General features: G+C 46.1%; 20 protein-coding genes. 10 read left to right on the top strand and 10 right to left on the bottom strand.

What is annotated here, in order from left to right:
• Positions 1 to 153 carry a hypothetical protein gene (locus tag EKG39_RS23455; protein ID WP_185817659.1) on the top strand — a complete coding sequence of 51 codons (153 nt, stop codon included), beginning with the start codon at positions 1 to 3 and terminating at the stop codon, positions 151 to 153.
• Positions 154 to 171: 18 nt separating this feature from the next.
• Here the strand turns inward: EKG39_RS23455 and EKG39_RS19395 are convergent, their stop codons facing one another.
• The 4 genes from EKG39_RS19395 to EKG39_RS19380 form a co-directional block, all read right to left on the bottom strand.
• Complete coding sequence (locus EKG39_RS19395) at positions 172 to 1,116, bottom strand: YeiH family protein (RefSeq protein ID WP_126507660.1); 945 nt, start codon at positions 1,114 to 1,116, stop codon at positions 172 to 174.
• 172 nt (positions 1,117 to 1,288) lie between these two features.
• Complete coding sequence (gene gorA / locus EKG39_RS19390) at positions 1,289 to 2,644, bottom strand: glutathione-disulfide reductase (RefSeq protein ID WP_126507659.1); 1,356 nt, start codon at positions 2,642 to 2,644, stop codon at positions 1,289 to 1,291.
• Between the two features lie 122 nt (positions 2,645 to 2,766).
• Positions 2,767 to 3,291 carry a hypothetical protein gene (locus tag EKG39_RS19385; RefSeq protein ID WP_126507658.1) on the bottom strand — a complete coding sequence of 175 codons (525 nt, stop codon included), beginning with the start codon at positions 3,289 to 3,291 and terminating at the stop codon, positions 2,767 to 2,769.
• 139 nt (positions 3,292 to 3,430) lie between these two features.
• The gene (locus EKG39_RS19380; protein ID WP_126507657.1) at positions 3,431 to 4,207 is read right to left on the bottom strand and encodes a hypothetical protein; all 777 of its coding nucleotides are present in this window, start codon (positions 4,205 to 4,207) and stop codon (positions 3,431 to 3,433) included.
• A 301-nt stretch (positions 4,208 to 4,508) separates the two neighbouring features.
• On the opposite strand from EKG39_RS19380, the gene prlC reads away from it, so the two are divergent.
• Positions 4,509 to 6,548 (top strand): oligopeptidase A, encoded by a 2,040-nt coding sequence (gene prlC / locus EKG39_RS19375; protein WP_126507656.1) that lies wholly within the window; start codon positions 4,509 to 4,511, stop codon positions 6,546 to 6,548.
• A 60-nt stretch (positions 6,549 to 6,608) separates the two neighbouring features.
• On the opposite strand, the gene EKG39_RS19370 is transcribed toward prlC, so the two are convergent.
• On the bottom strand, positions 6,609 to 7,043 hold the full coding sequence (locus tag EKG39_RS19370; RefSeq protein ID WP_126507655.1) for a hypothetical protein: 435 nt from the start codon (positions 7,041 to 7,043) through the stop codon (positions 6,609 to 6,611).
• Between the two features lie 240 nt (positions 7,044 to 7,283).
• On the opposite strand from EKG39_RS19370, the gene EKG39_RS19365 reads away from it, so the two are divergent.
• A complete protein-coding gene (locus EKG39_RS19365) occupies positions 7,284 to 7,814 on the top strand; it encodes a thioesterase family protein (RefSeq protein WP_126507654.1) in 531 nt (176 codons plus the stop codon).
• A 33-nt stretch (positions 7,815 to 7,847) separates the two neighbouring features.
• Here EKG39_RS19365 and EKG39_RS19360 read toward each other — a convergent pair whose 3' ends face one another.
• Together EKG39_RS19360 and EKG39_RS19355 are read right to left on the bottom strand one after the other, a co-directional pair.
• Positions 7,848 to 8,498 carry a glutathione S-transferase family protein gene (locus EKG39_RS19360; protein WP_126507653.1) on the bottom strand — a complete coding sequence of 217 codons (651 nt, stop codon included), beginning with the start codon at positions 8,496 to 8,498 and terminating at the stop codon, positions 7,848 to 7,850.
• Positions 8,499 to 8,671: 173 nt separating this feature from the next.
• Positions 8,672 to 9,571 carry a LysR family transcriptional regulator gene (locus EKG39_RS19355; protein WP_185817658.1) on the bottom strand — a complete coding sequence of 300 codons (900 nt, stop codon included), beginning with the start codon at positions 9,569 to 9,571 and terminating at the stop codon, positions 8,672 to 8,674.
• A gap of 218 nt (positions 9,572 to 9,789) precedes the next feature.
• Between EKG39_RS19355 and EKG39_RS19350 the strand changes: the two genes are divergently transcribed.
• Positions 9,790 to 10,479 (top strand): DNA-3-methyladenine glycosylase I, encoded by a 690-nt coding sequence (locus EKG39_RS19350; RefSeq protein WP_126507651.1) that lies wholly within the window; start codon positions 9,790 to 9,792, stop codon positions 10,477 to 10,479.
• A 169-nt stretch (positions 10,480 to 10,648) separates the two neighbouring features.
• Here the strand turns inward: EKG39_RS19350 and EKG39_RS19345 are convergent, their stop codons facing one another.
• Positions 10,649 to 11,386 (bottom strand): TorF family putative porin, encoded by a 738-nt coding sequence (locus EKG39_RS19345; RefSeq protein ID WP_126507722.1) that lies wholly within the window; start codon positions 11,384 to 11,386, stop codon positions 10,649 to 10,651.
• A 456-nt stretch (positions 11,387 to 11,842) separates the two neighbouring features.
• On the opposite strand from EKG39_RS19345, the gene EKG39_RS19340 reads away from it, so the two are divergent.
• Together EKG39_RS19340 and EKG39_RS19335 are read left to right on the top strand one after the other, a co-directional pair.
• Positions 11,843 to 13,000, top strand: a complete 1,158-nt coding sequence (locus tag EKG39_RS19340; RefSeq protein WP_126507650.1) for an efflux RND transporter periplasmic adaptor subunit — start codon at positions 11,843 to 11,845, stop codon at positions 12,998 to 13,000.
• A gap of 9 nt (positions 13,001 to 13,009) precedes the next feature.
• Positions 13,010 to 16,150, top strand: a complete 3,141-nt coding sequence (locus tag EKG39_RS19335; protein WP_126507649.1) for an efflux RND transporter permease subunit — start codon at positions 13,010 to 13,012, stop codon at positions 16,148 to 16,150.
• A 136-nt stretch (positions 16,151 to 16,286) separates the two neighbouring features.
• Here the strand turns inward: EKG39_RS19335 and EKG39_RS19330 are convergent, their stop codons facing one another.
• Complete coding sequence (locus tag EKG39_RS19330; protein WP_126507648.1) at positions 16,287 to 16,964, bottom strand: glutathione S-transferase; 678 nt, start codon at positions 16,962 to 16,964, stop codon at positions 16,287 to 16,289.
• Between the two features lie 213 nt (positions 16,965 to 17,177).
• On the opposite strand from EKG39_RS19330, the gene EKG39_RS19325 reads away from it, so the two are divergent.
• The gene (locus EKG39_RS19325; RefSeq protein WP_126507647.1) at positions 17,178 to 18,026 is read left to right on the top strand and encodes a mechanosensitive ion channel family protein; all 849 of its coding nucleotides are present in this window, start codon (positions 17,178 to 17,180) and stop codon (positions 18,024 to 18,026) included.
• A 92-nt stretch (positions 18,027 to 18,118) separates the two neighbouring features.
• On the opposite strand, the gene EKG39_RS19320 is transcribed toward EKG39_RS19325, so the two are convergent.
• Complete coding sequence (locus EKG39_RS19320) at positions 18,119 to 19,735, bottom strand: AbgT family transporter (protein WP_126507646.1); 1,617 nt, start codon at positions 19,733 to 19,735, stop codon at positions 18,119 to 18,121.
• Between the two features lie 1,058 nt (positions 19,736 to 20,793).
• Between EKG39_RS19320 and EKG39_RS19315 the strand changes: the two genes are divergently transcribed.
• From EKG39_RS19315 to EKG39_RS19305, 3 genes are read left to right on the top strand one after another with little or no spacing between them, the layout of a single operon-like run.
• Complete coding sequence (locus tag EKG39_RS19315; protein WP_126507645.1) at positions 20,794 to 21,363, top strand: LemA family protein; 570 nt, start codon at positions 20,794 to 20,796, stop codon at positions 21,361 to 21,363.
• A gap of 59 nt (positions 21,364 to 21,422) precedes the next feature.
• On the top strand, positions 21,423 to 22,433 hold the full coding sequence (locus EKG39_RS19310) for a DUF3137 domain-containing protein (RefSeq protein WP_126507644.1): 1,011 nt from the start codon (positions 21,423 to 21,425) through the stop codon (positions 22,431 to 22,433).
• An 8-nt stretch (positions 22,434 to 22,441) separates the two neighbouring features.
• On the top strand, positions 22,442 to 23,191 hold the full coding sequence (locus EKG39_RS19305) for a lytic transglycosylase domain-containing protein (RefSeq protein WP_126507721.1): 750 nt from the start codon (positions 22,442 to 22,444) through the stop codon (positions 23,189 to 23,191).
• Positions 23,192 to 23,513: the final 322 nt, after the last annotated feature.

Raw genomic sequence — 23,513 nt, 5'->3', positions numbered from 1 at the left:
ATGAAGCAGTGGTTAATTATCTTATGTTGTACCGTTTTTGTTGCCGCCTCCCTGCTCACCAGCGGACTGACCCGCGCACTTATCGATCTGGCAGCCTTTGCCAGTCTGCTCTGGATTGTCCTGGGAATTAAATCAGAGCCTGTGAAGCACTAGCTCCCGGCTCTGATGATTTTAGAGATAGAGGATGTAGAGTAACGAACTCGTTCCTATCGATAACCATAACAGCACACCTAACAGCAGAGGCTTAGGACCTGCCGCCCGCATTTTTCTAACGGTGATCCCAGCGCCGATTAAGAACAGACAGAGCACCAAGACGCGCTTCGAAAGCTCAAATAGCACTTCATATACAGCCTGCCCCTGAGGAAGCCAGTGGGCGATGGCGATTGCCAGACAATAAAAGCCGATGAAATATGGGATGGTTATCCGTTTCTTGTCGCCGCCAAATGCCATAGCACTGAGCAGGGCTATCGGGATTATCCACAGCGCCCGAGCCAATTTAATGGTCGTTGCCGTAGTCAGTGCCTCTTCGCCATAGGCTGAAGCTGCACCCACCACCGAAGAGGTGTCATGAATCGCGATAGCGCTCCAAACGCCAAAGTCATACTGGCTCATCGAAAAGAGATGACCTAAGGCCGGAAACAGGAAGAGTGCCACCGAGTTTAAAATAAATACGGTTGCGAGTGCGATTGCCGACTGCTCACTCTTAGCATTGATTGCCGGTGCGACTGCGGCGATAGCGCTTCCCCCACAAATAGCCGTACCCGCCGAGATAAGGTGTCCCGTTTTGGTGTCGAACCTGAGTGCTCTTGTCAGTATAAAGCCCAGGAGCAGGGTGAAGATGATAGAGCCTAAGATCAGCGGAAGATTTTGCAAACTTGCCGATATAGCAGTTTGCAGCTGGATGCCGAATCCGAGGCCAATAATAGAATATGAGAGTAGACGTTTAGTGATCTTGCCCAGATCGATCTCATTGGGGATTAGCCCTAAGCTGGCTAAAGTGAAACCCAATACCAAAGCTATGGGTGATGAGATGATGGGGAACAGACACAGGGCAGCAATGAAGAAAAAAGGAAAGTGACGCTTTAGAGTCTGAAGGGATATTGTGCCGGGTTTCATCGAAAATTATTGCTAAGTGAATTAGGCGGTGATTATAGCCAGACCCATGTTTTCAATAAATTCAATTAATTTTAGCTTTAGGTTAAAAAAAACTTACTCTTTTGAACAGTAGAGTCACTCAATACTCAGCCCTTTAAGCCTGAACACCTGTCAGGCTTAGAGGAGAGAAGCATTATCTCATAGTCACAAACTCTTCGGCGCCCGTCGGGTGGATAGCGACAACGGAATCGAATTGTTTCTTGGTGGCGCCCATCTTCATGGCGACACCGAAGCCCTGAAGGATCTCATCCATGCCAAAACCTATACCGTGTATGCCCACCACTTTCTCATCGGGACCGGCACAGACTAACTTCATCTTACATGCCTGACGATGTGCTGTGACTGCGGTATACATAGAGGTGAAGCCCGAGCTGTAACACTTAACCTGATCTGCACCATATTGGGCGATGGCCTCCGGCTCAGAGAGGCCCATGGTGCCAATGGCGGGGTGACTGAAGACCACGGTAGGAATAAGGCTGTAATCCATTTTTGCATCTGTCATGCCATTGAACAGACGTTCGGAGAGTAGGCGACCCGCCTTAACGGCAACAGGGGTAAGCTCAACACCGCCTTCGATAATATCTCCCACGCAGTAGATGCCCGGGTTGGTGGTGTTTTGCTGTTCATCGACGACCACGTAACCTTTATCATTCAACTTAACTTGGGTATTTTCCAAGCCGATATTGCCTGTAGAAGGTTTGCGGCCTATTGCCCAGATAAGGGTATCAACCTCAAAACTCTCACCATTTTCAAGTTTCAGGGTCAGACTTCCGTCGTTATTTTTGATGACCGACTCAGGTATGCTGTTGGTATGCAGCGTTGGACCATCAGTCGCCATCGAATCCATCAGTGCTTCGCTGAGCATAGGATCGAAACTACGCAGCGGGGCATGTTTACGAACAAACAGATGAGTCTCACTGCCCAGAGAGTGCAGAACACCGGCGAGTTCTACCGCAATATAGCCCGCACCGATAACTGCCACACGTTTAGGTTGTGCGCGCAGCTGGAAGAAGCCATCGGAATCTATGCCATGCTCGGCACCGGGGATATTAGGAATGCTTGGTGAGCCACCCGTTGCGATCAGGATGTGATCGGCGGTGTACTCTTGTCCGTCGACCTCTATGGTGCGCTCGTTAACGAAACGGCCATAACCACGCACTAAGGTGACTTTATTGTTTTCAAGACCACGGTCGTATGAACCATGGATCCTCTCAATATAGGCTTCGCGACTCGCGACCAGAGTATTCCAGTCGAACTTGTTGACCGTGACATCGAAGCCATAATCTTTAGCGTATAGATGTAAGGCTTCGGCAACCTGAGCGCCATACCACATGACCTTCTTTGGTACACAGCCCACGTTGACACAAGTGCCGCCCAGCGCCTTAGCTTCGATCAGTAGTACCTTAGCACCACGCATGGCTGCGCGGTTTGCCGATGCAATACCACCACTACCTGCGCCAAGACAGATATAGTCAAAATGTTGGGCCATTCTTAATCTCCAAAGAGTATGTTCAAAAGTTGCTATAAAACAAGCAGCCATTGTAGGGGGAAATAATGCCTCAGTACAGAGAAGGTAGGCCTATCATATTTCAATCTAATCCATAGCTGTTCTCAGCGGCGGTATTGGCACCTGTCATAATCTTTTTGCTCCGGTCCTTCGACGCCACATTTCATACATTTCCACTCCTTGTTCCTGATGACCAACTCTTTTTTATGGTAACTGTTCGCCGAGCTATTGCCGGCAGATGCGAGGCTTTCCTCCAGTTTGTTCATTCTGCTGTTTAACCAACGACAGCTGGGATCGTTGGCGACATGTGATCTGCTGGTTAGTTGTTGTTTGCGGCTGAGTTTTTTCGTACGAGGCTTTTTTTTGCGGGGCTGAACAAGGGGGGAGTATTTATCGGTTTTTTTTACTTCCGGTGATCGAAACTCCAACGCACTCCGGTTTTGCTTGGGCAGAGATATGGGGTTACCTTCGCTATCCAGAACCACGCCAAGAGGGAGAGGAGCCCCGGTGTCTGCTTTATCGGATTCGGCTTGGCAAAAAAAAGAGGTGACTGTAGTAAAAATTAATAGGCTGAACATTGCCATTTTGGCAGGCTTATTAGGGCAAGTATATTTGGTTAAGAGTGACATTCCCTGTTCCTCTTGAAGGTGTGTTTTACAAACGTTTTGTCAAAAACATTCCCTGTCTTTGGTTTAGATAAATTTAGTCGAGGATCGATGTTTTTACAAAGTGCTCAGACTTTATCCCCTGAGCACTTTGGCTAAATGTCTAGAAGTTCCAGGTTAAATGAACACCTGCATAAGTTTGATCCAGGCTGCCTTCAACACCGTCGGCCTTAGCTTCAGCTTTGATATCTTCCTGGGCAATGGTGTGACTAACATGACCCGACAGAACTATTTGATCATTTAACAGATATTCAGCCTCTACACCAAACTGGAAATGGTTAGCTCCATCATGATCTTCGGTAGCATACTGAAAGTCGAATGCTTGAGTGACATAAGGCGTTACGGTGAAGTTTTCCAGTAACTCCCAGCTGCTGTGCAGGCTGGCCTCTACAAAGTAACCACCTGCTTCTGTCGCATAGGTGTAGGCTACAGATGGAGTTAGCCACTCGATACCGCTATAGGTAAGCGAGCTGAATAACTCATTATCATGGGCTCGTTCATCACCGTAAAACTCGAGTCTTTGGTAGCCAACGGTTGCCTCTAATGTATCGGAGAGAGGTATGGCATATTCAAGACCGAAGTTCCACTCGGTATAGTCCTGATCATCGGCGCGGCCAAGGGTGACGTAGACATTTAAATTTCCATGCTGTACGGCTGCTGTGCCCCAGAATATCCCGCCTTTATCCAGATTATTTCGGCCTTCCGAGACATATTTAGAATCCCAACCCAGATCGAGAAGGTAGTTTGTCTCTGGCTGTTCGTTTTGTGGGAGGCTAGTCCTGCTATGTGAGTCATCTATAGTTGCACTTGTGTCGGCATAAGCCGCCGACGCAGTAATGAGTAGGCTGGTCAGTAGTGAAAACTTAAATTTATTATTCATATATGGCTCAGATTCAGGCGAATTGGATGATGTTATTATTTACTTGGTGATAATAATACAAACGTCAAGAATGTAAATGATAACGCTTCCTATTTGAGAGATGATTCTCAACAGTAGGAATGTAAATGATTCTCATATGGTTTTCTTGCTCTAGATCAATTTATTCTAAGGTATGCCCTGATAGGTGAGCTGAGATGGAATGACTTGCTACAGATAGTTCTTGAATATGACTCAATTAGCCCATATCTAATCTTTAGACCATTATCTAGAGCATAGAGTATTTCTATGCTGAGGAATCAATATGAGCAACCCTTTGCTTACCAGCGCAGTGTTACCCCCTTTTTCTAAGATCAAACCAGAGCATATTCAAGACGCCGTTGAGCAGGGTATTGCCAATTGCCGCAGTCAGATAGAGAAGGTACTAGCCCAGTCAGTCCCTTTCGCATGGGATAACCTCATCGCTCCTCTCGAAGAGGTTGATGATGAGCTTAGTAAGATTTGGTCCCCTATCTCTCATATGAACTCAGTTGTAAGTAGCGAAGAGTGGCGCCAGGCCCACGATGCCTGTTTGCCCCTGCTTTCAGAGTACGGCACTTTCGTTGGGCAGCATCAACCACTTTATCAAGCTTATAAGTCTATAAAGGCTTCGGCAGAGTTTGAGCAGCTTACTCAAGCGCAGAAAATGGTGATCGAACATAGCTTGCGTGACTTCGAGCTTTCCGGAATCGGACTCAATGATACCGACAAACAGAGGTACGGTGAGTTAGTCAAACGTATGTCAGAGTTGACTAGCGGCTTCTCGAATCAACTCCTAGATGCAACTCAGGCATGGACTAAGTTGATCACCGATGAAAAGGAGCTCGCAGGTCTACCCGAATCTGCTATCGCAGCGGCTAAAGCCATGGCAGAAGCTAAAGAGCAGCAGGGCTGGCTATTCACCTTAGATTTCCCTTCTTATCTGCCTGTGATGACCTATAGTGAAAATCGTGAGCTGAGAGAGGAGTGCTACCGTGCATTTGTGACTCGGGCATCGGATCAAGGACCATTCGCCGGAGAATATGATAACGGCCCATTGATGGATGAAATCGTGGCATTACGCCATGAGTTGGCACAGCTACTAGGCTTCGACAGCTATGCACACAAATCATTGGCAACCAAGATGGCTGAGAGTCCCGAGCAGGTGCTGGAGTTTCTCAATGAACTGGCTTCCCGCTCTAAAGAGCAGGGAAAAACTGAACTCGCCGAGTTGACCGAATTTGCCGAGCAGGAGTTTGGCGCAACAGATCTATCACCTTGGGATCTCAGCTTCTACGCCGAGAAGTTAAAGCACCACAGGTATGAGATCTCTCAAGAGTTGCTTCGTCCCTATTTTCCGGAAGATAAGGTCTTATCGGGGCTTTTCTATACCGTTAATCGCCTGTTTGGTCTGAAGATCACCGAACTGAAAGAGTTCGACTCCTGGCATAAAGATGTTCGCTTCTTCAGCATCGAAGACAGCGAAGGCGAGCACAGAGGTAGCTTCTACTTCGACCTGTATGCCCGTGAAGGTAAACGCGGTGGAGCCTGGATGGATGATTGTCGCGTGCGCAGACAAACCACCTCTGGTATGCAAAATCCGGTGGCTTATCTTACCTGTAACTTTAATGCGCCTGTCGATGGTAAGCCTGCCCTGTTCACCCATGATGAGGTGACAACCCTATTCCATGAGTTTGGCCATGGCATCCACCATATGCTGACTAAGATCGACGTGGCCGGTGTTTCCGGGATTAACGGCGTACCTTGGGATGCCGTCGAGCTTCCGAGTCAGTTTATGGAAAACTGGTGCTTCGAAGAGGAAGCCTTGGCTGAGATCTCTGGTCACTTTGAGACCGGTGAGCCATTGCCGAAGGCTATGCTCGATAAGATGCTGGCTGCGAAGAACTTTCAATCTGGCATGGGAATGTTACGCCAGCTGGAGTTTTCACTGTTCGATTTCAGAATGCATTTGGAGTATAGCCATGAAGAGGGGGCTAATATTCAGGCTAAGCTGGATGAAGTGCGTAGTCAGGTAGCTGTGATCAAGGCGGCTGACTTTAACCGTTTTCAGCACAGTTTCGCTCATATTTTTGCTGGTGGATACGCTGCCGGTTATTACAGCTATAAATGGGCAGAAGTCTTGTCTGCAGATGCATTTTCTCGTTTCGAGGAGGAAGGCATATTTAACAGCGAGACAGGTCTGAGTTTCCTTAACAACATCCTGGAGATGGGAGGAAGTGAAGAGCCGATGGAGCTGTTTAAGCGTTTCCGTGGGCGTGAGCCTCGCATCGATGCACTACTTCGTCACTCGGGTATTAATGGATAACCCTATGCAGTAAAAGATGCCAATTGGTTCTGCCAATTGGCATTTTTGTAGCGTATTTTATTACTTTACTATCTCTAAAATATACCGTTTTTGCGAGCGAACCTCTTTGACACTACCATCCGTCTGAATTGATTCCGACCATGAATCAAGGCCGCCAATCGTCACTTTCTCTTCTGGTTCCGCTTTAACTTGGGTCACTATTTGATTACTGGAAACTAATTTCTCCCCTGTCACCTTATCAACTCTCGTAGAGATTATTTTCGCATCAATATGAAACAGGTTATCGCCAACATTTTGAATGCTAATTTCATATTGACCATTATTAAAGTTTAACTCCTTCTCAAGCTGAGCTCCGGACACCTTTATGGTTGCCAACGAGTCTGAGTCTTCGATAGTGATCACACTTGGTCGGGGATTATTGGCACATGCGCTTAGCGTTATTAATAGTGTTACTAATGAGATAGATAATATAAGGGACAAAAAAATAGACTTCACAAAATTTCCAGGTTTTAGTCGTTTGCTCAAGATGGTGATCTTAATGAATAGGTGCGGATAAGAGCAAGTCACAGTTTGTCTCGATATGTAATGAGACTGGTATCAAAAAAGCTGTGGTTGCAGTGGGTGTGAACTGGAGGGCTAAGATAAAACTAAAGGGTAACCCCTAATTTGAGCGAAACTTGTGATCTGGTATGACCTCTGTTAGCCTTTCGCGTTCATTCTAAGGGACTAATGTTAATGAACCTCTATTTCAGACTTTTTTGGCTATTTATCTGGCGTGTTCGCCACTGTAACTCTATCGATTTCTTGGGTACCAGTCGTATCAGTTATCGTGCATTGCCGTTGGACTGTGATATTAACTGCCACGTGACCAACTCTCGTTATCCGGCACTTATGGATCTGGCTCGTACATACATGCTGGCGGAGATGGGACTCCTTAAGCGCTTCCTTAAGCTTAAGTGGCTACCGATCGTCAATGCGGCAGAGTTTACCTATATTCGGGATATCAAGCCGCTCACTAAGTTTGAGATTGAATCTAAACTGGTTGGTTGGGATGATAAGTACTTCTATATCGAACAGCGCTTTGTCAGTGAAGATATACTGCACTGTATCGTTCATGTCAGAGGTGTCTTTGTGTGCAAAGGTAAACAGGTACCGATAGATACCATGGTTAAAGAGGTTAACTTCGAGGGACCCAGGCCCGAGTTACCGCCGGAGGTGGTTAAATGGAAAGCCTTCCTGCAACTGAAGAAAGAGCGCAATATATAAAAGGTCCTAAGTTCTTGAATTCAGGCCCTTCTCCTAAGGAATGGGTCTGCGGCCTGAGAGTACATCGACCATAGCCAGTTCAACCTCCTCTTTGACCTGTAGATATGAGCCTCTGAGCTGAGCCTGATGCCAGTATCGGTTCAGGTTGTCATATTGAAACAGTTTAAAATAGTCTTGTGCACAATAGAGACAAGGAAACAGAGCACAATCTGCCAAGGTTAAACCGTCTGAGCATAACCAATGATTTTTCTCTAATTTTTTGTCCAGATAAGCCAGAAACTGACTGAGATCATTTTCAAGTTGCTTGATCATTATATGGTTTTGATCGCTGTCCTCTAGTTTCTGATGCTCTAGCTCGAAGAGTACATTACTGAAATCATTGTCAATTAAGCGATCTTGTAATCTTGTATCGAGTGCAATCCTTTTATCTATAGGGAAGAGCCGTGTCCCGGTAGAAAATTCACTGTCGATGAATTCGATAATTATGCTGGATTCCGGGATCAGCTGACCACTCTTACTCTTAAGCAGGGGAAGTTTCCCCGGAGAGTAGAAATGACAAAACTCTTGTCTGGATAGTGGATCCGATAACTCAATAACCCGCGGATAAAAATTGGCTTGTTTTTCATAGAGCGCAATCAGTACTTTCTGTGAATAACGGGAAAGTGGGTGGTAAAACAGTTCCATCAGCAACTTCTCTCGACAGGGGTAACGAAAAGTTAGATCTAGATAACTTTGGCCTGGGTATACCCTCAATTATAGTCGTTAATCAGGTAAAACCATTCGTTCTTATTGCCTGAATCCTTTATGCCGCCTGAATTCCGAGAATATCCGGCGGCATAAGATATGTTGAAGTCTGGTTACATTTGGTTGTCAGGGAGCAGACGTTTTTCTATGAAATTGAGAAATGCCCTGACTCTAGGCGGCGTAACATCGTCAAACGGATGAGTGGCATATATCACTCCCTCCCTAAGGTGGTAGTCGGGAAGGATATGAACGAATTTGCCACTGTCTATCTGGGGCTGTACTAAATAGCTGGGGAGTATCGCTATTCCTAACCCCTGCTTAGCAAGTTTGACGATGCCATGATTGCTGTTACAGCTGATAAATGGATTGATCTTAATCTTGAATTTATCTCCGAAGCTGTTTTGTAGCAGACAACTCTTAGGAAGATAGTTAGATGACTGCATAATCCATTGGTGCTTTGCCAGCATGTCCGGGTGGAGAGGTGAGCCATGTTGTTCAACATATTCCGGACTTGCAATCAGGTATTCATCGAACTGACCGAGCTTGATAGAGGTTAATTCTGTAGCCTGCTCAGTCTGTATTGCGATATCGATATTATTTTCCAGTAGGTTAAGCCTTCTATCTTCGAGTAGTAATGTGATTCGAATCTTGGGATAGCGTTTATTAAATTCGCCTATGTGCTGAATGAGGTTTTGTTCTCCAAGACAAACGGGAGCCGAGATCTTGATGCTGCCCTGTAGCTCTTTATCTTGAGGTTTTGTTGAGTTCTCGGCTTGTTTGGCAAGTTGTAGCAGTTCGGCGCAGTAGTGATAAAAGCTTTGCCCATCTTCTGTTAGTGCCATTTTTCGTGTCGTGCGGTGTATCAGTTGTGTCGCACATCTTAGTTCAAGCTTCTTCAGGTGTTGACTGACCATAGAGCGGCTGATGCCAAGCTCATCAGCAGCTGCAGTGAGCGAACCTTGTTCGACAACGTTGGCAAAAACAAGCATTCGATAGAGTTGGGCCGCGTCCATAAGCATAATCCACGCTTGTTGATGTCTATTGGTTAATTTCGATTACCAAAATAGGGTTGTTGGTGTTGATTGTGTAATCTAATTAGGTGTGTATTAAACCTAGATGTCGAGGTGGATTTTGTCCAGTAAATAGCCCTTATGAGACAGGCTAAGGATTGCTTTATCTTACTGGTTTCATACTATGTAGCTCTCTACTTCGTTTGAAAGCTAATTTAATTATGAGTCAATTAGAGTCTTTTTCCTCTATTTATCAAAGAGCCAGTGATCGTAAAGGTGGAAGTTCCGGGTTAGAAAGCCTCTTGTCTGCAAGTTTATCCGCAGATGAGATTGGGCAATATCGAGATTCCGAGCTTCTGTCTGAGATGAGTAAGAAGGTCTTTCAGAGTGGTTTCGTGTGGCGTATCGTCGAGAATAAGTGGCCAGCTTATGAAGCTTCCTTCTTCAATTTTGAACCCCATAAAATTCTGATGCTGTCACCGGAACAGTTGCAGCAAAGGGCGACGGATCCAAATCTCATTCGGCATATGAAGAAGACCATGGCCATTTATGATAATGCCTTGATGACACATGATGTTGCTAAGGAGCATGGCAGCCTGGCCGAATATATTGCTAATTGGCCTAGTGAGGAGATCACTGGTCTTTGGTCTGTGTTAAAGCGACGGGGCACCCGCTTAGGCGGCAATACCGGTCCCTACTTTCTACGTGCCATAGGTAAAGACACTTTCCTGCTGACAGGCGATGTGCAAGGTTACCTTAAGACACATAATTTGGTCGATTTTGGTTTCAGCTCTAAGAGTGGATTAAATCAGGTTCAGGCCGTGTTTAATCAATGGCAGCAGGAGTCGGGGCGCAGTCTGGCGGACATCAGTCGGATCTTAGCCTGTAGCGTCGGAGATAACAGGGTTTAGAACCAGAAGCCAGAAGTCCGGAGTTGTAAGTGTTAAGTGGTAAGGAAATAGCCTACAGAAAAAAGCGCCAGCCTGGAGTGGGCTGGCGAAAGATTGCCGAAGATAGAGCAATAAATAGAGATAAACATCGAACTGTGTATTAGGTGGAACAGTTTTCCAAAGTTAAAACTTAAAAGCTCTTGTTGATGCCGATAACGACCCGGTCATCAAAAATTTCAGTCTGTGTACCGTAAACCTTGTGAGTCTCATCGACGGTGCTGCCATGATATCTAAGATCGAAATTCAGACCGTAAAATGCTTTGCTGACACCTAAGTTCCAGTGCCCCCAGCCTTCCGCATTGTCACCATCAAGATCCTGATAACCGACAGACCCCGATACTTTCAAGCCATTGCTGAATGCATAGCTTGGGTGAATTGAGTAGTTGACACCTTGCCAACCGTCGACACCAAACCAGTCATCGATTGTTGGAGTGACTTCTAGTTGAATATTGGCCTGACCGAACTGCTTACCGACTTTCATCCAGAGTTCGGTGTAGTTAGAGTAAGAGGCACCCGGATAAAGATATGAGAACACCATAACATCATAAGTGATACCACTGTCACCGAACTCACCGGCTTTACCTATGTAAGGTGCGGTAACGATCTCGAGATTGGGATCGGCAAATTTGATATTTGACGCAAATACTCCGCCATACCAACCGTCATCATTGCCCCAGCCAAGTGTGCCCTGAACTACCGGAACATCGCCGTCCATGGTTTCAGACTCGCCACGGAATACATAATCAGAAGCAAAGGTCAGGTTGCCACTGATTGTTCCACCGAGAACTTCAGCTTCATTTTCAGCTTGTGCAAATGAGGCCGCGGAGAGTAGTAGCCCGCCTAAAAGTATCTTGTGTTGTAGTTTCATCTGGATAGTCATGGTTCTCATCTCATATTGAATTATTTGTTAACACAGTTGTTACTATAGGGTTAACTTATGAATGGCGATGGGTTATGGCGTGAATCAATAGCGTCATAATATGAACAATTATGAACGAGCAGATCATCGACTGGCTTGTGGGGAGGCTGTGAATGTATTGGGAAGTTTGAGGCCGGCTCGGCAATTGTAAAAAAACAAGCGAGCAACAAGGGTAGGTTTAGGACATTGAATTTAACTTGTCATTAACACAACACGCTGATTAATGGTGAATATTTGCATTCGTTTACAAAATTATAGCCTTGTACTCCTTGTTGAGATGGGCCAGTTATGAGATAAAGACAGGTTCAAATCTTACACAAAAATTATGCTGTCAATAAATGAAGCCGCAGAATTTCCTGCTGCTACGATTGTTATGTTTGATAGGTAGCTTTATTAGGAGTTCTCATGCGGCAAATAGTGAAAATTGCCTCTGTTTTAAGTGTGGCGTTATGGATAACTGCTTGTGGACAACAACCTGAACAAGGGCCACAGGAACGTGGACCTATGGAAGTAGGTGTTATAAAAGTAGAGGCAAAGCCTCAATCAATTTTGGTTGAGTTGCCTGGTCGAAGTAAAGCTTACTTGGAAGCGGAGGTTCGTCCTCAGGTCAGCGGTATTATCATGACCCGCGGCTTTGTGGAAGGAAAAGATGTTGAAAAGGGTCAGTCTTTATATCAGATCGACTCAGCGACTTATACTGCAGCACTTATCAGTGCTAAAGCGGATCTCAAGAGCGCACAGGCAAACTTAGTATCGGCTAAGGCTAAGGCGTTACGCTTTGAAAAGTTGGTCGAGCTTAATTCTATTAGTGAGCAGGACTACGATGATGCCGATGCTGCATACAAAGCTGCATTAGCAAGAGTTACCGTTGCCGAAGCTGCGATCAATACCGCAAAAATTAACCTTGAGTACACCGAGGTGCGTGCACCAATTTCCGGGCGTGTAGGTAAGTCTTCAGTGACTGCCGGTGCACTCGTTACAGCCAATCAAACTCAAACGTTAGCGACGATTCAGCAACTCGATCCTATTAATATCGAGATAGCGCAATCAAGTGCTCAAATGTTGCGCCTGAAAGCTAAATTAAAACAGGGACAACTAGAGGCTGCTGACAACGCGGGTGTTCAGTTAATTTTGGAAGACGGTACAACATATAAGCACGATGGTGTGTTGCAGTTCGCCGAAGTTAGCGTGAATGAGGACACGGGTTCCGTGATTTTGCGTGCAGAGTTTCCTAACCCGGATGGTGTGTTAATGCCTGGCATGTATGTGCGTTCTGTGTTGAATACCGGTACCGATCCTGAAGCGATTTTAGTACCGCAAAGAGCCATCACGCGTAATACCAAAGGTGAGGCCGTAGCCATGATTATCGATACAGAGGGTAAGGTTGCTGCGCGAGTCGTCACGACTGCCGAGGTGATTAATAATCAGTGGCGTATTATTGATGGTTTAACTGTGGGTGATCAACTGATTGTTGAAGGTCTGCAAAAAATTCGTCCTGGTGCACCTGTTAAAGCTGGTCCGTTAGTGGCGGATAAGAAATCACAAGCACAACAACAGAAATAGGGTAAAACTATGGCACGTTTCTTTATCGATCGCCCTATTTTTGCTTGGGTGATCGCCATTATTGTGATGCTGGCCGGGGTGTTATCTATCCTGGGTCTACCCGTATCGCAATATCCGAGTATCGCACCGCCATCGGTTGAGATTAGGGCTGTGTATCCGGGAGCATCGGCTAAGACGATGGAAGATTCGGTAACTCAGGTTATCGAGCAGCGAATGACAGGTATTGACCACCTGCGTTACATCTCATCAACCAGTGATAGTTTCGGTAATGCTACAATTACCATAACCTTTAATGCCGAGGCCGATCCGGATATCGCGCAGGTACAGGTGCAGAACAAGCTTCAGCTTGCAATGCCACTGCTTCCGCAAGAAGTTCAGGCTCAAGGTGTTAACGTTGCCAAGTCCAGTGCTGGTTTCTTGATGGTTGTGGGCTTCGTATCTCAGGATGGTTCACTGGATAAGAATGATATCGCTGACTATGTCGGCTCTAACGTTCAAGATCCTATGAGTCGTGTGCCTGGTGTGGGGACAATCCAGTTATTTGGTGCCCAATATGCGATGCGTATCTGGCTCGACCCACTGAAACTGACCCAGTATAACCTGACCAGCCAAGATATTATTGCTTCTATCAGGGAGCAAAATGCGCAGGTTTCAGCTGGACAGTTGGGCGGCGCACCATCGGTCGCAGGCCAACAGTTGAACGCGACGGTATCGGCACAGAGTCGTCTGCAGACGGCCGATCAGTTTAAGAAGATCATCATCAAGGCCGATTCGACCGGTGCAAAAGTGTTCCTCGAAGATGTCGCACGAGTTGAGTTAGGCGCTGAGAACTATGATGTAGAGTCTTACTATAACGGTAAACCCGCTGCCGGTATCGGTATTCAGCTGGCAACCGGTGCCAACGCGCTCGCTACCGCCGAAGGGGTTCGCGCTAAGATTGCCGAATTGCAGCCTTTCTTCCCACAAGGGTTAGAAGTCGTTTATCCCTACGACACTACACCATTCGTTGAGAAATCGATTGAAGGGGTTGTGCATACCCTGCTTGAAGCTGTGGTCTTGGTTTTCTTGATCATGTATCTGTTCCTGCAGAACTTCCGCGCAACGCTGATCCCAACGATTGCGGTGCCGGTTGTACTCTTAGGTACATTTGCGATTTTGTCGGCTGCAGGCTTCTCAATCAACACCTTAACCATGTTTGCCATGGTACTGGCCATTGGTTTGTTGGTAGATGATGCCATCGTTGTGGTTGAAAACGTCGAACGCGTGATGTCCGAAGAGGGGCTCAGTCCCATTGAGGCCACCAAGAAGTCGATGGATCAGATCACCGGCGCACTTGTGGGTATTGGTCTGACGCTTTCAGCGGTATTCGTTCCCATGGCATTTATGTCTGGGTCGACCGGTGTGATCTACAGGCAGTTTTCGATAACGATCGTGTCGGCGATGGCGCTATCTGTGATGGTTGCTATCATCTTGACGCCTGCGTTATGTGCCACCATGCTCAAGCCCATAGCTAAGGGACATCATGCGGTTGATACCGGCTTCTTCGGCTGGTTTAACCGTAAATTTGATGCTTTGACCTCTCGTTATGAGGCAAGTGTTGCCGCCATGATCAAGCGCGCCGCTCGTACCATGATGGTTTATTTAGCCATTACGGTCGCTGTGGGTTGGATCTTTATGCGTATGCCAACCGCCTTCCTGCCGGATGAAGATCAGGGCATCTTGTTTACTCAGGCTATCTTGCCGGTGAACTCGACTCAGGAAGAAACGAAGAAAGTCTTGTCAGATGTGTCAGACTTCTACCTGGAACAGGAAGGCGACAACGTTAAATCTGTATTTAGCGTGTCGGGTTTCAGTTTCGCCGGTAACGGTCAGAACATGGGTATTGCGTTCGTGGGCTTGAAAGACTGGGCTGAACGAAGCAATCCTGGTCAGGATGTGCAATCTGTCGCTGGACGTGCCATGGGTATGTTTATGCAGATGAAAGAAGCCTTCGTGTTCGCGTTTGTGCCGCCAGCGGTTATTGAACTGGGTACAGCGAATGGTTTTGACTTCTATCTGCAGGACAGAAATGGTCAGGGTCACGATAAACTGGTTGAAGCGCGTAACATGTTGTTAGGCATGGCTGCACAAAACCCTAACCTTGTGGGCGTTCGTCCCAATGGTCAGGAAGATGCGCCCATGTATCAGATCCATATCGATCACGGTAAGCTCAGAGCCTTGAGCGTCGATATCGATGCAGTTAACAGCGTGCTGGGTACTGCCTGGGGTGGTAACTACGTTAACGACTTCATCGACCGTGGCCGAGTGAAGAAGGTTTATGTCCAGGGTGAAGCGGATTACCGTATGCAGCCTGAAGATATCGACTCCTGGTACGTCCGCAACACTAAGGGCGACATGGTGCCATTTTCAGCCTTTGCAACCGGCTCATGGGAATATGGCTCACCGCGACTGGAGCGTTTCAACGGTCTACCCGCGATGAATATCCAAGGTGGTGTTGCACCGGGCTTCAGTACCGGTGAGGCGATGAACATCATCGAAGATATGGTTAAGCAGCTGCCACCAGGTTTTGGTGTCGAGTGGAACGGTCTATCTTATGAAGAACGTCTCTCTGGTAACCAGGCGCCAATGCTATATGCACTGTCTATAGTGGTGGTATTCCTGGTACTGGCAGCACTCTATGAGAGTTGGTCGGTTCCTTTCTCGGTTATTCTGGTTGTGCCCTTGGGTATTATCGGTGCGCTGATTGCGATGAATGGTCGTGGTTTACCTAATGACGTATTCTTCCAGGTTGGTCTGTTGACGACCGTTGGTCTCGCGACCAAGAATGCTATCTTGATTGTAGAATTCGCTAAAGAGTACTACGAGAAAGGCGCTGGATTGGTTGAGGCAACGCTGCATGCTGTCCGCGTTCGTTTGCGTCCAATCTTGATGACGTCGCTGGCATTCGGTCTTGGGGTTGTACCTCTGGCTATCAGTAGTGGTGTAGGTTCAGGAAGCCAAAATGCTATCGGTACTGCGGTACTGGGCGGCATGATGAGCTCGACCTTTATGGGGATCTTCTTTATCCCGATCTTCTTCGTTATTGTTGAACGTATCTTCAGCAAACGTGAGAAGAAAGGAGCTAAAGCAGAAACACCAAAGGCTGAATAGCACTAACGTGTTTGCTTAAATCTTTAAAGCCCGGCAATTGCCGGGCTTTTTGTTAGGCTTTTTTTAAGGTCTCCTGAAGACTATTTATTTCACCTCCGACATGCACTCTTCGATTAATATCGCTTGGTATAGTGCGTTAACTTAATGGCTTATCAGCAGAAAAAACTATCAAAGATTTTTCTGTTAACCACATCGGATATTTAGTCATTACTTTACTGAACATCCGGCTTTGTAAGTAATCGTTGAGCCATTTTCTAATGTTGGGATAGGGTGACTGTAAGTACCACTGACGCTCAACTCGGGCCAACTGTCGAATAAATGGCAATATCGCTAAATCCGCTAAGCTTGGGCTATCAGACATCAAATATGTGTGTTGAGATAGCTTCAGCTCCAACATTTTCAAATATTGCTCACAAGCTAACCTATGTTCCAATACACTTTCGTCATGATAACGTTTTGCGCTGCGATACTTCTCAAGCCGTAACTTAAACTCGGTATCAAAAAGGTCGACTAAACTAAGCATTTCGGCTCGTGTATTCGGACTGTCGCTCATTAAGTAGTTGTTAGGGTCGCTTTGTTCAAAAGCCCATATCATTATCTCCAGACTTTGCTCCAACACTTCGCCATTGCTCAGTACTAAAACCGGTACTGTTGCCTTGGGCGAGACCTGGAGCATATGAACAGGCTTATCGCTTAATACGATATCGCGGAGCTGCACAGCTTGGCCTGAAACATAAACAGCCATTCTTGCGCGCATGGCGTAGGGACAATTTCGTAAAGAGTAAAGCATTGGTAGAGATGATATTGTGGTCATAGCGATAACATTAACTCCTTTTTACTCTGGAAATACCTCATATTTAGCTATCCAACTAAGCATAACTTAATCGCAAGTGGATCCATGCTAACTTGTTTTTTAGCTATGATAACCTTAGAGTTGCTTTATCATCTGCAATAGCGCTTAAATCATTAATTTACTATGGTTTACTAGTCTGAATTGCACCGATTTTTTAGTGTTAAAGAGGGTTTTGTGGATAAACTTACCATTGCAGTTGATTTCTTACTAACTCATAAGCTTTTATTGACCATTCTGGTGATTGTCTTCATCTCACTGATCAAACGTGTTGTGATCTCGAAAATTCGTGGTGATATCCCATTTTTAACAGAGGTGCAGCGCAAGTGGATGTCGCGTACCAAAAACGGTACCTTTATCTTAATCATCGTCATTCTATTTATGCTTTGGCAGACAGAGATAAATAGATTTGCACTGTCAGTTACCGCCATTGCTATCGCGATTGTGGTTGCTTCAAAAGAGATTATATTGTGTTTTACAGGCTCAATTCAGCGTGCGAGTTCACGCTCATTTGTCATCGGAGATTGGATTGAAGTTGGTAAATTATGTGGTGAGGTCATTGAACATAATTTAATGGCGACAGTGATCCAGGAGATAGATCTTCACCACGGGCAATACCATTACACAGGTAAAACGGCAACGTTACCTAACAGCATGTTCTTCAGCTATGCGGTCAAGAACCTTAATTTTATGAAGCGCTATGTCTACCATAACTTTCATATAACCATTGTTGAGTTCGTTAACTTATATCCTCTCTTTCCTGAACTACGCGAACAAATTGAAGCGCATTGTGAAGACTTCCATGAAGTGGCAACACGCTACAATAGTGTTATTGAAAAACATGCGGGTGTTGATCTACCAGGCTCAGAGCCGCATATCCATATCAATAGCGGTCCAAATGGCGAGCAAAATATTCATATTATGATTTTTTGCCCCACTGAGCGCGCAGCTCATCTGGAGCAACTTATTCGCGAAGATTTTATGATTGCTTACCATGAAGCTTTTGGTAAAGAAGCACTTCAGTAGATCTTAACACTCATTAAGATGTGATATTTAAAATATGTAAAGGCGCAGCACAGGGGAGCCCCAATTGCTGCGCCATATTTTTATCTCTTCATTTACGGGGTGTAATAGGTCTCTGCTCCGGGTCCTACCGGTAGACCCAGTACGAATACCCAGATGAAGAAGAAACAGGTCCAGCCGATGAAGAAGACGATGGAGTAAGGCAGCATGGTCGCGATCAGTGTGCCTATGCCGAGATTCTTCTTATATTGAGAAGCGACCGCGAGTATTAATCCAAAATAGCTCATCATGGGGGTGATCAGGTTCGTGACCGAGTCGCCTATTCGATAAGCCGCCTGAATCGTCTCCGGTGCATAGCCTACCAACATCAACATAGGCACGAAGATGGGGGCAGTTACGGCCCACTGCGCAGAGGCGCTACCCAGCATCAGGTTGATGAAGCCACACAGCATGATAAACAGCACAAACACTAATGGACCTGTCAAGCCGATAGCGCTCAGGGCGTCGGCCCCGGAGACGGCTAACACTGCACCTAAGTTAGTCCACTTAAAGAAGGCGACGAACTGAGAAGCGAAGAATACCAGCACGATATACATGCCCATAGAACTCATACTGTGCGACATGGCGTCGATGACATCTTTATCTTTTTTCATGGTGCCCACGACCTTACCGTAGACCAAGCCCGGAATAGCGAAGCAGATAAAGATAAAGGCGACAATGCCTTTAAGGAAAGGGGAGCCTGCCACTAAGCCTGTCTCAGGATCTCTCAGTGGACCATTTTCAGGCACAACAGTCAGTGCGACCAGTGAAGACAGTATTAATACCGCGATCCCCGCAGCCTTTAGACCGCGTTTCTCATCAGTGCTGACACCATCCATCTTTTGGCTGGCGAGATCGACTGCAGCTTCATCAGGATCATACTTCCCCAGTTTGGGTTCGACAATTTTCTCGGTGACGATAGCGCCCAGAATGGTGATAAGGAAGGTAGAGACGAACATGAAATACCAGTTCACCTCGGGTCCTACCATATACTCGGGATCGATCATCTGCGCTGCGGCTTCGGTGATCCCGGACAGAAGCGGATCCACCGTGCCCAATAACAGGTTGGCACTGTAGCCGCCCGATACACCGGCAAAAGCGGCGGCAAGCCCCGCTAGGGGGTGACGACCGAGAGAGTGAAATATCATCGCCGCCATGGGCACAAGGACGACATAACCCAGCTCGGATGCGGTGTTAGAGACAATACCGGCAAATACAATCGTGAGGGTTACCAGACGTTTTGAAGCTCCGATGACCAGTAAGCGCATCGCTGCCGAGAGTAGGCCGGAACGTTCGGCTATGCCGACACCCAGCAGGGCAACCAGTACAGTGCCCAGTGGAGTGAATCCGGTGAAGTTAGTCACCAGGTTTGAGACTATCATCCTCAAACCTTCGCCATTCATTAGGCTCACGACATGGATAAGGCCATCTTCACTTCGACCCGATGAGCCTATCGGACGGGGATCGACGACTGTTAATTCAAAATAGCCGGCGATGCCACTGATGGCGATAACGGCCAGACAGAACATAGCGAAAAGGGATATCGGGTGGGGAAGTAAGTTTCCTAATCGTTCGACAATATTAAGAAAACGAACAAAAGCACCACTCTGCGGCCCTGATGCTCCCGGTGAATTGAGAGGCAGTTCTATGCTCTCTTCTTTATTTAAACCCATACCCTTTCCTTCAATGTTTGGCCTCTGTGGACCTTTTAAATGCCAGCTTCGATTGCGGCTTTATACCAATCGGTATTATTGGTTTTCGGACTCGGTATTTCCGAGTAGACCAGCCATAGTGTCTTAGTTGGTTTAACTGAATATTAAATTTGTAAAAGAATTGAGGTATGACAAGACTCGAGCGAGGAGGGAATAGCGCGAGGGGAGGGTTTAAATATTAACCGAGTTAGCCGAAATTCAGGCAAAAAAATAGCCCCATAAAAGTGGGGCCAAAAGGGATAGGGTTGCGCCAGCAATAACATCAAATCAATCAGTTGGGGTTGGTTGTCATCATGTTTGCTTGTGACCAATATAGCTTATATTGACTGTATGAAAACTGAATGAGAATAGCGTGTTTTCATTGGGTTACAGGCAAAAAAATAGGCTCAAACTAGAGCCTAAAAAGGATGTACAACTATGACTTAATGAGATGATGTAACAAGACTTCATGAGACCTATTATGCCTGGGCTTGTCTGTATGGAAACTGAATGGTTTGCTGTAAATCTGAACATCAATGTCATTGTCGTTTGAGATGAATTCGATGGCGACATGCCGTTAAGCATGAATATAGGTGTTAAAAACCTGGTTATTGACAGCATCTCGCATAATACATCCCTTAGTGGTGATTTATTCAGGTTAACTTAGTGAGAGTTCAGGAATATGCTTTACTATTTCTGAATGGGTGCTCATTTTTTACCACTTCGCCGTTCGATGCTTTCTGATTGTTAAGTAAGGTTTTTTATCTGAAATTAAATTTATGATTTTATTTTAGTAGTGGTTTTTCTGATCCTCGCTGATATTTATCGTTAGCATCTTGTTAGCGTATGTTTACTTTTGAATAAATGTCATAAAATGGCTGAACATTTTGAAAAAAGCACAATTTGTACCCTTTATTCTTTGGCCTAGATGGCCGATAAATATCTGGAAATATTATAAAAAATAGGTGAGAGTAGAGAGTTATGGCTTTATAAATAAGCTGAGAATATCCAAATAAAAATCAGAATAATAAGGACATATGATGGAAGGGTTGCTGTTGGGGTTAGGGCTACTGGTTATCATTGCCTACCTTTGGTACGTCAGTCTGGTTAAAAAGCGTAATTCTGTTCGCGAAGCTCTATCCGGTATAGATGTGCAGTTGAAAAAAAGATCTAACCTGGTGCCTAATATTTTAAAAATTGCTCAGAAATTCATGGATCATGAAAAGTCCTTATTGACTGAGATCACCGAGCTACGTGCCCAGGTAGAAAAATCTTATGACATCGGCGATGCGTCAGCTGTTAAGGATCATCTGGTTAAAGCCGAGCTATTGAATGGCAAGATGGGTCAGTTGATGGTGAGTGTCGAAAACTACCCCGAGCTAAAATCCGACAACACTATGCTACAAGCGATGCAGACCTATAATGAGGTTGAAGCTCATATCTCTGCTGCTCGCCGATTCTACAATGCATCGGTAACTGAGCTAAATAATGCGGTGGAGATCTTCCCCGGCTCAATTATCGCTTCTATGGCGAATATTAAGGTGATGCCTTTCTACGAAGCCGACGAAGCTTCGAAGGCGCCGGTCGATGCCTCCGATTACCTGAACTAATGTTATGGGTGACACGAGTGCCGTACATCACTGCAGGTGTTCACTTAGCTTAACTTCTCATGAATATAATTAGTTTTCTTTTTGGTGCACGTATTAAGCCTAAGCGCCAGGCAAAACCTCTGAGTGCCGTGGGTGATGAACTCGAGTCGTTACAGGCGCATTATGATGAGCATATAGAGCCATTGACGCGCAAGTTTGAGAATCGTCGAGTGGCCTGTCTAAAGGCACTTAGGCTGCGAATATATATGAGCATAGGTCTTTTTGCTGCCGTGCTCTTTATCTGTCTCTTATTTGATTCGACACAGAGACTAGTCATACCTTGGCCCTTCTACTTGTTGCCCTTGGTCCCCCTTTGCTGGTGGTGTTCCAGACCCGTGACCCATTATCAGAGCGATGTAAAGCTGCAGGTATTTCCCAAGATATTTCGCTATTTTGGTGATGACTTTATCTTTAGCCCAACACACAGCATGAGCATGAGTACGCTCAAGCGTTCAAAGCTGCTACCCGGTTACGATAAGGCCCATTTCGATGATTACGTTCAGGGTACTCACCGGGGGATCGAGATAGCGATCAACGAGCTGGCGCTTACTAAGGAGGTCAGGCGAGATAAGCGCAACGAAACTAAGACGGTTTTCAATGGTGTGATGGTGCAACTGGGCTGTCATAAGAAGTTTAATGGTCACACTGTGGTTGTACGTAACAGAGGTAGTCTGATGAACTTCCTTTCTGACTCCTTTAAGCGGTTGTCCAGGGTCAAGCTTGAAGACCCGCGGTTTGAGAAATTATTCGATGTGTTTTCATCTGATCAGATCGAGGCCCGTTATCTATTGACCGTCTCTTTTATGGAACGCTTACAGGAGCTGGCGGACTGCTTTTCCGGTCAGTTTCAATGCGCTTTCTATGAAGATAAATTACTCATCATGTTAGCCAGCAGAGAAAACCGATTCGAGCTGGGTTCCATTTTTCATGGCGCCACCTTCGAGTATGAGTTTAGTCAGATTAACAGAGAGATGAGGCAACTGTTTGCTATGATTGAAGTACTGAAACTCGATGAATATACCGGTCTGTGATGAAATATATGCATGCCTTCTGCTGTGGTGGCATTGTCAGCTCTCTGCTTTGGCTTGCGGGCGTAACCCACAGTTATGCTCAGGTCACTATTGAGAGGGATGTTGAGGCGGATGCCAAGCCTCATTATAAAGCCAGTTACTCTAAAGAGGGGATACTGGGCAAGTCTTCTACTGCTCATCCTGCATCCTTCTCTCCTTCGAAAGAGGCTGAAAACCAGCTAAAGGTATACCAATACAGGCAGGAGAATGGTGTCATGGCATTCTCCGATCATGCTCCGGGTTCGGCTCAATATCAGGTGCTGTTATATGACTGCTATGCATGCCAGCCCGACTCCAGTCTGGATTGGAAGAAAATACCTCTTTTCTACAGAGACTATGATGAGTTAATCAATCAAGCCGCCAATACCCATAACCTTGATCCAGCACTCATTCGGGCGGTTATTCACGCCGAATCGGCATTTAAGGTATTTGCCTTGTCCCGAAGCGGCGCCATGGGGCTGATGCAACTTATGCCCGAAACGGCGAAAGAGTTGGGGGTTAAAAATGCCTTCAAGCCGGAGCAAAATATCGATGGCGGGGCAAAATATCTGGCTCAAATGTTGCGACGCTTCGATGGGGATATAGATTTAGCCTGTGCCGCCTACAATGCCGGCCCCGCGAATGTTACCCATTATAAGGGGATCCCGCCTTACCCTGAGACTCAAGCCTACGTAAAACGGGTGAAGATCTTACTCGAACGATACCGCAAGCCGGGGTAAGTCGTTTTAGTGGCTGAGTGCTTAGGCGATAATCTCCTTCCTTAGGATCCCGCTCCAATACCTTCAGAGACCCAAGCCTACGTTAAACGGGTGAAGATCTTGTTGGAGCGTTATCGCAAGCCCGGCTAAGTAGTTTCAGTAGCTGAGTGCTTAGGTGATAATCTCCTTCCTTAGGATCCCGCTCCAATACCTTCAGAGACTCAAGCCTACGTTAAACGGGTGAAGATCTTACTCGAACGATACCGCAAGCCGGGGTAAGTCGTTTTAGTGGCTGAGTGCTTAGGCGATAATCTCCTTCCTTAGGATCCCGCTCCAATACCTT

Origin of the sequence: Shewanella atlantica (genome assembly GCF_003966265.1) — a bacterium.
GTDB lineage: Bacteria > Pseudomonadota > Gammaproteobacteria > Enterobacterales > Shewanellaceae > Shewanella > Shewanella atlantica.
This window is presented reverse-complemented; position numbering and strand designations above follow the sequence as displayed.